General features: G+C 43.0%; 11 protein-coding genes. 2 read left to right on the top strand and 9 right to left on the bottom strand.

What is annotated here, in order from left to right:
* Position 1 precedes the first annotated feature (1 nt).
* On the bottom strand, positions 2 to 1,510 hold the full coding sequence (locus DC094_RS14630; RefSeq protein WP_116687868.1) for a hypothetical protein: 1,509 nt from the start codon (positions 1,508 to 1,510) through the stop codon (positions 2 to 4).
* Positions 1,511 to 1,714: 204 nt separating this feature from the next.
* On the opposite strand from DC094_RS14630, the gene DC094_RS14635 reads away from it, so the two are divergent.
* A complete protein-coding gene (locus DC094_RS14635; RefSeq protein WP_116687869.1) occupies positions 1,715 to 2,350 on the top strand; it encodes an FKBP-type peptidyl-prolyl cis-trans isomerase in 636 nt (211 codons plus the stop codon).
* A 64-nt stretch (positions 2,351 to 2,414) separates the two neighbouring features.
* On the opposite strand, the gene DC094_RS14640 is transcribed toward DC094_RS14635, so the two are convergent.
* The 8 genes from DC094_RS14640 to DC094_RS14675 all read right to left on the bottom strand — a co-directional run bounded on the left by DC094_RS14640 (position 2,415) and on the right by DC094_RS14675 (position 12,781).
* Positions 2,415 to 3,410 carry a methyltransferase gene (locus tag DC094_RS14640; protein ID WP_116687870.1) on the bottom strand — a complete coding sequence of 332 codons (996 nt, stop codon included), beginning with the start codon at positions 3,408 to 3,410 and terminating at the stop codon, positions 2,415 to 2,417.
* Positions 3,411 to 3,480: 70 nt separating this feature from the next.
* Positions 3,481 to 4,239, bottom strand: coding sequence for a type VI secretion system-associated protein TagF (tagF, locus tag DC094_RS14645; protein ID WP_116687871.1), 759 nt, complete (start codon positions 4,237 to 4,239; stop codon positions 3,481 to 3,483).
* A complete protein-coding gene (gene tssM / locus DC094_RS14650; protein ID WP_116687872.1) occupies positions 4,239 to 7,739 on the bottom strand; it encodes a type VI secretion system membrane subunit TssM in 3,501 nt (1,166 codons plus the stop codon). The genes tagF and tssM overlap by 1 nt, the downstream gene beginning before the upstream one ends.
* Positions 7,740 to 7,760: 21 nt before the next feature.
* A complete protein-coding gene (gene icmH / locus DC094_RS14655) occupies positions 7,761 to 9,080 on the bottom strand; it encodes a type IVB secretion system protein IcmH/DotU (protein WP_116687873.1) in 1,320 nt (439 codons plus the stop codon).
* A gap of 6 nt (positions 9,081 to 9,086) precedes the next feature.
* Entirely contained in the window at positions 9,087 to 10,424 is a 1,338-nt protein-coding gene (tssK, locus tag DC094_RS14660; RefSeq protein WP_116687874.1) for a type VI secretion system baseplate subunit TssK, read from the bottom strand.
* Positions 10,425 to 10,441: 17 nt separating this feature from the next.
* Positions 10,442 to 10,891 (bottom strand): type VI secretion system lipoprotein TssJ, encoded by a 450-nt coding sequence (gene tssJ / locus DC094_RS14665; RefSeq protein ID WP_116687875.1) that lies wholly within the window; start codon positions 10,889 to 10,891, stop codon positions 10,442 to 10,444.
* 58 nt (positions 10,892 to 10,949) lie between these two features.
* Positions 10,950 to 12,461, bottom strand: coding sequence for a type VI secretion system-associated FHA domain protein TagH (gene tagH, locus DC094_RS14670; protein ID WP_116687876.1), 1,512 nt, complete (start codon positions 12,459 to 12,461; stop codon positions 10,950 to 10,952).
* A 26-nt stretch (positions 12,462 to 12,487) separates the two neighbouring features.
* Complete coding sequence (locus DC094_RS14675; RefSeq protein ID WP_116687877.1) at positions 12,488 to 12,781, bottom strand: PAAR domain-containing protein; 294 nt, start codon at positions 12,779 to 12,781, stop codon at positions 12,488 to 12,490.
* A gap of 368 nt (positions 12,782 to 13,149) precedes the next feature.
* Between DC094_RS14675 and tssA the strand changes: the two genes are divergently transcribed.
* The gene (gene tssA, locus DC094_RS14680; protein ID WP_158527340.1) at positions 13,150 to 14,295 is read left to right on the top strand and encodes a type VI secretion system protein TssA; all 1,146 of its coding nucleotides are present in this window, start codon (positions 13,150 to 13,152) and stop codon (positions 14,293 to 14,295) included.
* The last annotated feature ends 6 nt before the right edge of the window (positions 14,296 to 14,301 follow it).

Below are 14,301 nucleotides of genomic sequence, written 5' to 3' on the forward strand. Positions count from 1 at the left end.
ATTAGACCCACTCACCGCCAATATCTCCCTCAGAGGATGCTTCTTTAATTTTCCCCCAGTTTTGTTGACTCTTTAGTAGGTAATTTTCTAGGGTGATTTTCCTACAAATTTCTTTCCAATCTTTTTCTTCCACAGTCAAAGAAGTGTCTATACCAAATTCATTAGCGACAGCCCCCAGATTATTTGTTTTCAGTGGACTAAGAAGCTCTCTAATAGTGCTACCTGGAAGATTTGATATACCAATAGCACCTAGCCCTTTCATTGCACTCGTTAGACCACGTTCATCTTCATCCATTCTATCCTGTGACCAGCTATCTGCTTGATCAAATGCTTCGCCAGTAATAAATTTTTTCATAAATTCAGGCGCTTTGCCTCTTGATTTAATGGCGTTGAATTTTGGAGGAACAAAAGTCCATACTTCAACATTGGAAATGTCGACGTGGTTTTGTAGTTGAAGTAGGCAAAAATAGAGATGCTGGTCACCTGGTTTGAAATGTCCACTAGCATTGGTAATGGCAGATAGTTTGCCATTAATAACTTTCCATGAACCGCTACAGGCAATAGATGATGCTGGAAGGTAACTGGAATGAAAGAACCCTGCTAAGTGCTTTGCTTCGGTATCATCAAGTTTATCGACGCCAAGGTCTAAATGGGGCGCTGTGTAGAAATTTCCTGACCTATCCATGATATAGCAGCAGAACCCGCTTTCATCTCCTGCTAGTCTTTGTTTAGTTTCTAGCTTATCTCCAGAATTTACCAAGTAAGATGATCTTAAATGAGAAGAGTTAAGCGGAATTAAAATATCTTTTTGTTTTGAATTAAGTACATCTACATGGTGCACTTGGCTAGAAATATTAAAAGGTCTGGAACCATGAGGGTTAACATATCCAGAATTTCTATCATTTGGATTTTCTCTGTAATGCAATAAAGTGTGTCCGTTGAATTGAACTCGATATTTTTGCGCTGCTGCTGCACCAAGAAATATTAATCGACCACGGGCAGCATGACGAATATCGGCTTCAATTCCTGTCACCCGAATTGTGAGGTTGAGTAGATCTTCGATAATTCTGTTTAAAGAACTTGCTAATTGTTGAGAGCTTGAGACACCTATTTGACCATAGTGAGATATTTGGTTATGAAGGCTGGCTATAAATCCACTAAATTCTATATTTTCAGTTTTAATACAATTACACAATTGTAGTATTTTAAGTAAAATAACTGTTTTTCCCTGAGGATTCTTTGCCTCTTCAGACTTTGCACAAAAATCTAAATATGCACTGTAGTAGAGGATAATTGCTTTATTTAAAGATTTGTAAGGGGTGGGTAATTTTGAAAGTACATTATCAAGGCGTGCTAAGGGAAAAGAAATAGATATAGGTTCTGCTACAGCCAACCCTGATGTAAGTAATGTTGTACCGCCCTGGCTCGTTGGTGTTATTGGTGATGGGCTAGCTGTTCTAGGAGTACGATGGCGACGTCTAAAATGAAGGGCTTTTAATAAACGATCCATGTAAATGCTCCTAAAAAACTACTAATGATTACGCTACCCTTAACTCATAGAACAAAAAGTAGAAAAGAAAAACTGGTTTAAGATTCAATTTAGGTTGTGTCGAAAGTTCTTGAATCTTTATCGAATGATGACTTAAATCCTACCCTTTCATCGGCTTAGTGGTTAGGATTGCCAGCCTAAGCTTGTTGCCAAGAAGTAATTGTTATGCAAATTCAGGAAAACAGTCACGTTAGCTTTCATTATGAACTGACTATTGAAGGCGGAGATTTCCGCGAAACCTCCCATGATGCTGAGCCAATGGAGTATATCCATGGCCACGGTATGATCATTCACGGTTTGGAAGAAGCGCTGACAGGCCATAAAGTGGGTGATAAGCTGCAAGTTCAGGTTGCACCAGAAGATGGATATGGCGAGTGGGATGAAGCACTGATTCAAGCGGTGCCTCGTGAAGCATTTGAAGATGCCGGTGAAATTACCATTGGCATGCGTTTTCAGGCGCAAACTCCATTTGGTATGCAGGCTGTAACTATCGTTGAAATCGGCGATGAAGAAGTTAAGTTAGATGCCAACCATGCATTTGCAGGCAAAACACTTAACTTTGATGTTGAACTGAGCACAGTTCGTCCAGCAACTGATGATGAAATTGCTGCATTGCAAAGTGACGCTGAAGGCGGCTGTTGCGGTGGTGGTAGTTGTGGCGGTGAAGGCCATGACCACGATCATGAGCACGGTGAAGGCGGTTGCTGTGGTGGCCACGGTGATGAAGGTCACGAGCACGGTAAAGATAAAGAGGGCGGTTGCTGCGGTGGTGGCAATGGCGGCTGTGGTTGCGGTCACTAGGCTAAACACACATACAACGAAAAAGGGTGCCTGAATTGGCACCCTTTTTTGTATTTGTGGATAACTAACGCAGCCGACAACTCCAGATGCGGAACTGATTATTTTGTGCGATCAGTTCAGTGGTTCCCAGCTTTTCTAGTAGTGGCTGATATTTCAAAAACCGATTGGCAACAATGCGAATTTCACCGCCCGGTTTGAGGAAGGTTTTGGCATGCTGGATAAATCGTTCACTGCTTAAATAATGGGTATCAACACCCTTGTGGAAAGGTGGATTGGAAAGCAGTAGATCGTATTTATCTTGGACATCGGAATAAACATCTGAAGCAAAAACATTGCCAAACAAACCATTGCTAGCAAGGGTTTGCTTACTGGATTCAATGGCTAGTGCGTCAACATCAACCATATCACTCTGCCAACCTTTACTGGCCATGATTGCGCCTAAAACGCCGGCACCACAACCAAAATCGAGCAGTTTTCCTGGTTTAGAATTGGGTAAATGTTCAAGCAGTAATTGAGTCCCCTCATCTAACCGACCGTGACTGAAAACGCCCGGTAGACTTTGAATGGTGAGCTCTGTTTGTGGAATGTTCCACTGACGACTTGCTGGCGTAGCAGGCAGAATGCTGGCTGCTGATGCTTTAAAAAGCTGGCAATGTTTACCACTCGCCCATTTGGTCGTTTCGCTGAAGAAATCTGCCTGTTGATTGATACCTGATTTAATCCCGCCGCGGTTATCACCAATCAACCAGATTTCAGCGGTATCAGTTAATTGCGGAAGTAGGGTAGATAGCATCCAAGCGGCACGTTCTTTGGATTTTGGCCAGAATAAAATTAATCCATCATGCGGTGTTTTTGCTTGGTAGCTATGGCCGAAAGTGACGGATTTTTGCTGTTGCTGTAATTGGCGATAATCGCTGTAATCAGTACAGAAAAACCGAGGGTCATTTAAAGCTAAATGGCCAGCGTCAACGGGTGGGTTAGCGATTAAAGGATGGTTACAGGATATTTCCGACAGGTTCTTCTCAAGCAGAATAACCGGGTTGCTCAGGGCTTTGCTCATGCAGGCTGGCTAGATGGGGATAATAGATGCCGATTGTAACAGAAGTTATTGCTAGGGCACTGGCCCCGGGTCAGCGACCCGAAGCCATAGGGAAAGACATTGCCCAGTCTTCCCAGTTACCACTTTGCCAGTAGCCACCTAACATGCCACTGAAGCCACTTACTGGTGGCATATTTCTCGATACCAACATACAAGGCTGAACCTGATTGGAGCCTTTGCTCCAGAACAAACTGTAAATTGGAAACCGCTGGCGAACCAGAATATGCAACATGTGCGGATAGCTTACTGAAACATCGGCACTGGGCTGAGGTATATGCCAATTATTTGAATCGTCTTTTGGTATAAACCTAGGATCAGCTGCTGGCAACGATCGGGTCAACATGGTGGTGTTGAACTGTGCTGACAGCCTGGATACTTCCATATCAAACTTGGCCATGTCGAACTGGCGATCGTTCAATGTCGATAGTAAAAGCTTTTCTGCTGCGTCGTAGCATTCCTTGAATTCACCTGCGAGGGTAAAAGGATTGGTTGAAGCAGGTAGAGCTAGTGCAATAGTCAATGGGAAGTATCGACCAACGCTATCGACGCTGGGAATCATCACACCAGTCCATAAGCGGTTATCACATTGCCCTGGGGACAATGCGAAACGCCAAATTGGACTAGTGAGATAAGTTTGTAGCCAGCTGTCTTGCAATTGGTCACGGCTATAAGCGATCGAATTCTGTAGCCAGTGATCCCAAAAGTGGATGAATTCCCGGGGTAACCGTCGTGAGACAAAGTCACCCTGGGAAGGCATTTTTCCATAAAACCCAGTACTACTATTTTGCATTACAAGCGATCCAGGCAGCTGAATTCATTCAATGCTTGCAGCTGGAACGGATTCACAATACTGCTGGCATTCATGGTAAATACCGCTTTGCGACTTCCAACACGGAAGGTCATAGCAAAAGACTCGGCACGACGCGTTTTGCGCAGATTCGACTTGTCTAGTAAACGGAACCAAGCCCATGGGCCAGTAGTTGATCGGCCTGAACGCTTACCTGCTGGTGTCGGTGCCATATCAAAGCGCACTTCCTGATCCTGATCCGGGCCAGGCCATACCAGTTTATTCGGGCGAATTGGACCATTTCGGTAAACCACGCGCTGACCTTCAATATTCAAAAGAAAGCGAGTAATCGTCGAGTCCATCACCACCGGCGTTATGGTAAAGCGGACTGCTGGTGATTCGCCGCCCTGACTGAAAAATCCAGTACGGATTGCTTCAGCGTTTTGGAACATTCTCAAAGATTTTGCATCCAGTGGAGATGATGCACCTTTAATGGTACGCCAGCGCCATGGATCCTTGGTGGTATCAACAAAGTCTTTCAAATTTTCATCAAAGAAGGTTGAAAGAATACCGCTAGGTGAGAAAAACCGACCAAAATCAACCAGCGTAATGTTTCGTTCTGAGGTTCTATCTAAAGGATAGCGACCATCAATGCCTTGCTCACAGAATGGACGAACGTCGTTAGCCCATTGGTTGTTGAGGTAGGAATTCACGTTGAATAACACCAGGTTCAAACTACTACCTGCAAGCTGTCCCAATAATCGAGATACCGGCAATGGCTGGTTAGCAGACTGAAGCTTTAACCGAGCGATAATATTGCTACCGGCATTGGTTTCTCTGGCAACTGCCATTGCTGCAACACCCTGATCGGCTGCGATTAGCATACCGTTCATGTAGGCGTGTAGCTCGCCAACCTGAGCCAGCACAGCGGCAATTGGGGCAGCTTCGCCTTCAGCAGGTGCTTCTAGTAATTTATAGGTTGAAGCAAAGGCTAGTTCCGGACGCAGTCTTTGAGATAACTTGAACTGATCAGGATTATCTTTGAACGATAAGGCTTCTTCATCAAGCAAGGTTTGCTCTTTTACTGCAGTCACTAATTTTTGAATCGGAGAAGGTGATTCTGAAATTAGCTGTAAAGCAACCACTGCCTGAGGCAAGTTAGAGAACTTCTTGATCGCGAGATCGTTTAGATAGGTTCTCCATTGACGAGTGAACTCCTGGAAATATAACTGTTCCATTTGTTCAACCATTGCATTGAGCTGATCTGGGTCGACATTCGTTTTCTGGCCAAGAATCCACTCTTCATTTGCCAAGTTTTCCAATAAAGGTAACGCGGCGTCTTTGAAATAGTTGTGGTAACCATCACGAGTGAATATTCCCGGAATTCCCTTAGTGATCGGTTCACCACTATCACGACTAAAGATTAACTGTGCATCGGCACCAATTAATTCTTCAACGTTGAACTCAGGAAGTGCCAGTGCTTCTGGTGTCAGTTGAATGCGGCTAAACGCACGCTCTGCCAAAGGAACCTGTTGCTGAACTTTTCGAACATTGTCGATTAGTTTGTCGTCTTGTTCGATATTCAATTTTAGCGGGCCATTGGCGGCCAGAGCAGCGACGTGTTGATTGAGAATTTGTTGTTGCTCGCGGCTGTATTCACGAGGAATACCCTGTTTCCAGCTTTGCTCCAGAAAGCGAGCCAATGACTCACCGTCGTAGTTCTCATCGCTATTTAATGTCAGATAGGTTTTTAGCGCTTCATATTGTTGGTCACTGCGAAGGCTTGGTGTTTTAAGTATTTGTTCAACCTGCAATGACAAACGAGGCAAAAAAGCACTCTTAAGTAAGCGAACATAAGCGTCTGATGCAGCTTCGCCTAATTTGGTATCTTGAGCTAACCCCAAGCCACGTGAGAAGGGTACGTCATGATCAAGGTTGGCATATCCAGAGCTTAAATTTCTCGCCTTGTTAAGCATTGGCAAAGTAGCGGTTAACTTACTTTGTTCTGGGCGTAACCGATCGACTTGAGTTTCAAGGTCGAGCACTTCGTTACCGACTTGCTGAACATAATCACCGTTGTTGCCGTAGCTCATGATCCAAAAGCCAATCGACAAAACTATAGTAGCCGCGGTTGCGATGTAAGAGCCTTTCTGCAACTGGGCACGCCGCCTTTCTACTTTGGCATTACTGCCAACTAATGATGCTTCTGGGAAGATCACACGACGGAAAAGGTTGGTAATAAAATAACTGCGCTCGGGAACGTCCTGACTTCGAGTTTCTTGTTGTTCCAAGCCCATGCTTCGAGCCATGCTGCCCATCATACGACTGATTGGCGTGCCTTCCTGAGTGCCACTAGTGAAGTAAACACCACGTAACATGGCGGTTTCTTGAAACTTATTGGCTGCAAAAACTGCACGTAAGAAAGGCTCAAGGCGTATACGCAAGGTATCCATCTGGTTTGGGAAATTAAATACCAAACCACGGCGGTGCATGCTGCGCTCCTGATTCAAACGATTCAACATTCTACTGTTGAGGCGCTCCATCAGTTGATCGAAGGATTTTTGGAAGTGCTCAACAGGACTTGTTTCAGTACCTTCTTCCATTGGAAGGGTCAGGCCCAATACCTGCTCGCGGTCTTCTTGGCCAAGGTCATCAAAAAACTCGGTGAAACCAGCGACCAAATCGCATTTGGTTAGCAACACATAAACCGGAAAGCGAATACCGAAGTGCTCGTAAAGCTCTTTAATTCGGGTACGAATTGAGTTTACGTGGCGATTTAGATTGGCCTCATCAGATTGCATTAAATCTGCTAGAGACAATGAGACCATTACACCGTTCACAGGGCGACGGCGGCGATGCTTTTTAAGCAGAGTTAAAAAACCTTTCCATGCTGCGCTATCTGCTTCGGAGTTACTATCTTGGGTAACATAGCGACCGGCAGTATCAAGAAGTACAGCATCATCGGTAAACCACCAATCACAATTTCGAGTACCACCGATACCGCGAATAGATTGCTGCCCAGTTTCTTCTGCTAAAGGAAAATTTAATCCTGAAGATGCAAGAGAGGTAGTTTTACCACTGCCAGGAGGACCAATGATAATATATAAAGGCAAATCAACTAGGCTTTTTCCACCTTTCCGGCTGTGCTTTTTTAATACCGCAATACCTTCAGAGAAGCGTTCTTTTAATACAGAAACTTCATCGTCAGAGATGCTTTTTTTATCATTGGTAGGTGCTGGTTGTTGCATCAAACCTTGTTCAATTTCCTGATCTTGTTTTTTCTGCCTAGCCATTTTCCAAATAATATAAAGCAGCCAAATTAAAACAAAAACAAAAATAACAACAAGACGAGCTGTAACACTTCCTAGCGGGGTTGAGCCACCAATAGAAATTAACGGGCCACCAAACCACACGATAGCACCGAACATAAACAGGCCGAGAACAGAGATAATGATTCGTTGTTTTAAAAAACCAATCATCCTCTGGAAAAATTGTTTAATCATACATGTTCCAGGTAATCGTGTTTATTCGGGAAGAATCCGGATTTCAATCCGCTGGTTAAGATGTCGCCCATCTGCAGTATTACTACTAGCTAAAGGCTCCTCATCAGCAAGCCCAAGACTTGAAAAGCGCTCATTTTGTCCAGTTACTTTAATAAATAATTGTTGTAAAGCTATTGCCTGAGATTCACTAAGTGCCAACATATCTTTAGGATTGGAGACCTTGTCTGATGCGCTGGTATGTGCCGCTACTAACAAGTTACCAGGTAAAGATTTCATCATATTGGCTAGATCGAGCAACCATGGAACTTGCGCACCATCAATCTCGGCGGATTCACCATTGAATACTTCAGCAGAAGGAATTAATAAACGCACCTGTCCATTGACTTGTTTTACACTAAGTTGCTTCTTATCTAGCAAGTCACCTAATCCAGACTGAATAATATCAATCAAAGCGCTAGATGAAGGCAAGCCAGATGATCTTTGAATAACGGGTGGCGGTAAATTTCTTCCGACTAAAGATAATTGATTAACTAAAGGGTCAGAATTGGAACCAGCGAGGAAACCGAAAATTGTATAAAGCAGTAGTAATACACCACCACCTGCAACACCGACTACCCATAAAGGAATGTATTTAGTTAATTGGCTGCCACTATCAGTATTGCCTTTCCATTGTGGAGATAATTCTTTTTCAAACTCCCCGCGCTGCTTGCGAACTGATTGAAATAGCTGCTCTCGGAGAATGGTTAATTGTTCTAATCCTCGAGGTAAAACTCGATATTTTCCTTCAAAACCAAAGCTGATGCAGCTGAACAATAATTCTAACAAGTGCAGGTTAGTTCTTGGGTCTTGCTGCAACCGATCCAGAATTAAAAAGAATTTTTCGCCACCTGATGCTTCATTATGAAAACTGCTCAACAAAGTCTGTAGCGGCCAATTACTACTGCTTCCCCATGGTGTGGAAAGTACTGCTTCATCAATTAAGGTACACATACAGTAGCGAGCAGTGAGAATTTGTTCTGGGGGACAATTCTTTGCTTTGGCCGCTTCTTCAAATTGTTTAATTTGTTGAATTGTCTGTCCTTGGAGCTGCGGAACATTACTATGCTGAACCGTGGCTCTTATTTGATATGACAGAGTTAAAAGTGGTGCTGCTGCGGCTACCAGAGGATTGACACTAATTTCTGCAATTTGAATGTCATCACCATCCTGTGTGGGGAGGCTGGAAGTTGCTCTGAGAGGCTGCTGCTGGAAGTTTCCATTGCTAGAATTGGTAGCCTGCCCACCGCCGGGGGTGGGTTTAAGCAAGGATGAATCAGGGTTATTGTTTTCGTCAGAAGTCATGCTGCATTATCCCCTGATTGCCCAGAATTCCATTTCAAGACCAGGAAATTCACCGCCAAGATGCATTGCACAGTTTCCTGATGCTTTGAGGCCTTGCCAAAAATCATTATTCTTATCCAATTCAAAATAGACAAAGCCACTATGGTAGGGGATTTGTCGTGGTGCTACAGGTAATGGACTAATTGGAATGCCTGGTAGCTGGACATTAACCAATTCACGAATCTGTTCTACTGAACCGATTTTAATTTGTAACGGAATGCGGCGTCGAATATCTTCTGCGCTGATATCTGCTTTCACTGCTAAAACAAAACTAGCACTATCAAGCAATGAAAGATCTGCAATAGTTCCCACTTTAATACCGAAACGTTTTTCCTGAATTTTAATTGAAACAGCAGTTTGTTCCATCACCATGCTGAGCTGATCTCGTAGAATGGCGGATACTTCAGAAAAACAATCAGAAAGTTTGTTGTGTTTATAAGCAGGTAGTTCAGGTGTCATTTTGTTTCCAGCAGCAAAACTGGATAATTCACCAATAAGAGAAATCAAGAACCGATAAAATTCTTCAGGATGTACTGCTGGCAACTGCTGCAAATGACGAATCACAGGAAGGCTTCTATTGACGACTTGTAAAAATAAAAAGTCTGCTATTTCTGCGGTGCCACCACGGCCACTACCGGATACGCGTGCGGCTAATGCGTTGGCCCTTTGCGTTAATAATCCATTAAGCTCACTTAATTGGCTTACTAGCACTTCTGAAGCTTGGCAATGGATGGCAGTAGGGATGAAACTTTTTTCCAAAGAAATAGATTCGTCAGCTTTTCGTTCGATGATTTTGCAAATCGGCAGGCAATTAAAATCATCTTTTTGCTGGTTTTCTAACATGAGGCTGGTTTTCAGGCTACCAACCTGAATATCAGCCATTCTAGTAGAATTGGCTGTATTGTCTCTTGCTTCAACTATTTTAGCTTTGTATCGAGCCATTACGGCAGAATGATCATCTGCAACGTCAATTTCTGAAATGCCAGGTTTACGAAATGGCAGGCATAAGTAAACCTCTTGGTCCCTAGTGTTTTCAGTAATTTCAATGGGTGATGGTGGTTCGTGATCTTCAGGAATCCGAAAAACGGTTCCGTCAGGGAAAACCCCTATGGCTTCGGTAATTGCAATCTTTCCCATTTCCAGCTGGCGTTGATCCAGACTAAAAGAGCTAAAACCCCAGGAGTATGCCCTGAGGTTTTTTACTCTGCCTTCAATGAAGGCTTCCAGAAATCTGTCCTGCTGCTGGAAGTGCTGAGGCCGAAGAAAAGTCCCCTCGAGCCATGCGACTTTATTGTTCCAGGACATGCTACTCCCCAGGTGAGTTAGTCACCGATAGATACAGATAATTTATCTAATTTAATAGTAAAGCTGCCGCTTAAAAGGCCGCCCAGATCTTTAAGTGGGCGAATATCGCGCCACTTAGCACGTTGAATATCTCTAAAAGATGCAACAACGCCAATGTACTTAGTTTTTTCATTTAAGGGAGCTTCGTAATCCAGCTCTGTGCCGGGTTGTAGCTCTACTTCTTCAATCAATAGCAAATCTCCGCCAAGAGAAGATCCGCCATCATCGATCAGCTGGAAAAAATCCTGGTTCTCAAATTCTTCTGGGGCTTGCAAGTGATAGATTTGCACTACGATTGGAGACGGTTTTCCTGAGCGGTTTGGGTTGACATCACCACTAGCAGAAATGTTGGCGCGTACGTATGAATCACCACATCCAGTGAGAAGGGTTACTGCTAAAATAAGTGTCAAAGAAAATTGCCTGAACATGATTCATTCCTGTGTGAAAGTCGGCCGCAGCCAATTTAGTCGAGCAAAACGCGATAGCTTATTTATTTCTTCTGGCAAGGTCATCGTATGCTCTGTTAAATGCTTCTGCGAAGTGGTTTTGGAATGCTTCTGTACCATCTTTGCTCAACTGAGTGTAGTACGCTTTATAGCTATCCCAATAACGTCTCTTCTTTCCAAGTGCCAGATCTGTGATATTGCTCTTGGCTGTTTTTTCAAATTCTTTTTCCAGAACGTCTGGTGACTGACTTTTGATGTACTCACTGAAGGCAAGTTGCATTGCTTCAGGAAGAATTTTTTGATGAGTTGCCAGGTTTAAGCTGCTTTCATTGATAGCTAATTCAGGTGTTTGATTAGTTTTTTTTATTAACAGATTAAACAAGGCATCGCTGCCATCTAGAGATTGGCTAAATATATTGCTTTGATTGGTTGCTTGCTGCATGCGTAATTGTTTTTGTAGCTGGTCCATAGCAGATAAATTATCCAATAATCCTTGAAGGCTAGACTTAAGTAACAAGGCAATGGATTTTAAAGCATGTTCTGGTTCTAGCATGGAGACTAGGTTTACATCTAAACCTGCCAATTCAAAAATTCTACGACACGCTAAAAGGTTGAAGTCGCCGCTTTGAGCAACAGGAGCCGCTTGCTGAGGTGCTGCTAATGGTATGGCACTAGCCGGCTGAATTTGTTCTGGAATGCTGGCTTCAGCAGAAGGCGTTTCAACTGCGAATGGCTCGTCTCCTAAACCATCATCATCCAAGTTATGCCAGTCTTCAGGGATAAATCCACCCCCTTGGATAGGTTGACTAAGAGGACTAATGGATTCAGCTTGAAACTGCTCACTGATATTGGGCTCTGGAGTAGAAAACGGCTCGGCAGCAGCTGAGTTATCACTAATTCCCAATAGTTCTAAAGGATCTAAACTTTTTGGTGCTTCACCGTCTAGGTGATGGGTGTTTTCTGGGATAGTGGGCACGACTGTTTCTTCTACTTCAGGAGTTTCGGGAATAACAGGTTCTGTTGGTAATTCTGATTCAGGTTTGTCTTCCATTTCATGAACCTCCTCAAACTGTTTTTCTGCTTCTGCAATTAATTTATTGGCTTCGTCGGTCATTTTTTTTGCTTCTGCTTTTCTCTCGTCTAACTTAGCAACCATTGTTTCGAGTGTTTCATCATGAATTGCAGCCAAAGCTTGGTATGGCCCAATACTCAGGTAGTCACCATTTCTGAGTTCTACTTTGTCACCGAAAGCAATCTCATCATGCTGCTCCATTAAAACGTCTGTTCTTTTTATCGTAGATAGATTATTGGTTACTTCGAGGTAGAAAAGGTTTTCCTCAAAAGAAATCTTGGCGTGCTCACTATGGATTGGATGAGCTTTACGTTCATCTTCATTTTTAAGCTCAGGTAGATGCCATTTAACGGTTGTTTCGTTGGATCCAATCAGTCCACCACAAGCTTGAAAAAAGCATTGAGCCTTTGCTTCGAGCTCAATGTTATGGTTACTAATAACACAAAGCGTGAGTGTTTTTTCTGGATTAATTTCGGCCATCCTTATGCTCTCAGTAACAAAAAAATTTATCCGCCAACAAGCACCATCGGGCTTCCTGGACTAACAATTAGACCGCCATGTCCATTTTGACTGGTCATTTTTGCAACGGGTAACCCTCCAGCCAAAACCATCGTGCTACCCATTGCAATTAGATCGGGAGGTCCAACGCAGACGCACATAGATGTCGCTGTAGCCACAGGTAAGCCGCCAGCTAAAACCGTAACGCATGGTTGAGCAATGGGTCCACCAACATGGGGAACTACAACGGTAACCATAGGACAGACATGCATTGATGTGATGCATGCGATAGGCAGTGACATTGCAACCCCTTTTTTCCCAATGAATGTAGTTAATTCCTCAGCACGTACTATAGGCCAGTATTAATCGACTGCACAAACCGTTGGTAAGTAAAAGCTGCCAGCTTGGCGATGTAACGGTTAGTTGTGTTTGTTATTTTTAGTGTGGATTGTTTTTTATTTCATCCGGTTGCCCCTTATTGTGACTACTTGTATTTTTTTTTCCGCTAGATTGAATCCTTTTTTTTGTTCCTTACTAATAAACTTTCGATTATTTTGCACTCTAATAGATTTGCTGCTAATGCTAATTGTACTTAGCTAGTGAATACGCGTGCTAAACAGCTCGTGCTTAGCAAATGTGACAGACTGAAATTAAAAAGGTGAGCTTACCTGTGTTGGATATTACAAAATTACTTGAGCCAATCAGTGATGAGACCCCTTGCGGTGAGGATCTCGAATATGATCCGAAATTTATGGAGCTGTTTCAGATTGCTGAAGAAAAAAATGAGCAGCAGTTTGGCGACACTATTATTGAAGCAGAAGAAGTTGACTGGAAGTCGATAAAAAAAATTGCGACTGATTTAACTAAAAAAACAAAAGATCTTCGAGTTTTGATTTTGTTAGCAAAATCCTCTCTGAAACAAGATGGTTTTGGTTCTTTTTCTGAAGCTTTGTCTTTGATAGCACAACTTATAGAAAATAGTTGGGATGGAATTCACCCTGAGTTAGATCCGGATGATGATAATGACCCTACTATGCGAATCAATATTCTTACGGAACTTGTTAGTCCTAAGAATTTTCTCAAAGAAATTCGTTTTGCTCCAATGGTATCTTCAAAGGCTCTAGGCCGATTTTGCTATGAACAAATTGCAGTTTCGAGTGGGATTATTGAGGGTGATGATAAATATAACGTTGACGGAAAGACTTTAGATGCTGCATTTCAAGATAGTGATCCCGAAACAATAAAAAAAGATGCGGATGCAGTTTCATTTGGAATAGAAGCATTAAAGAAATTAGAAAATACGGTTTCTGAAAAAGTTGGAGTTGTAAATGGTGTAAACCTTGATCCTCTTTGCAAGCTTATGGAAAAGGTTCATGCAGAATTTATTAAAAAATTGGAATTTCTCGGAGTTTTCAATGATGACGCTGCTAGTGAGGGGGATGTTGAGGTTGCTTCGGGTGCGGTAAGTAGCCCAGGAGCTCAGGCGAATGGGTCCAGCTTTACTGGTGATATCACCTCTCGTGAGGATGTAGTACGTGCGATAGATAGTATTTGCCTTTATTACCAGAAATTTGAACCCTCCAGTCCGATTCCAATCCTAATTAGGCGATGTCGCAACTTAGTATCGAAAAGCTTTTTACAAATTCTAGAGGACCTTGTTCCAGATGGTATCAGAGCAGTAGGTGTGATTGCAGGTACGACTGACGAAGTTCCACAGATAACTCCATCATCAACGTCTAGGCCTGCAGCAGCGACTAATACAGCACCAATTGAAAAGAGTGCTTATAATGAAATGGTTGAAGTGGTTGATGACTAATTCTAA

The sequence above is a fragment of the Pelagibaculum spongiae genome (assembly GCF_003097315.1).
GTDB classification, from domain to species: Bacteria; Pseudomonadota; Gammaproteobacteria; order Enterobacterales; family Pelagibaculaceae; genus Pelagibaculum; species Pelagibaculum spongiae.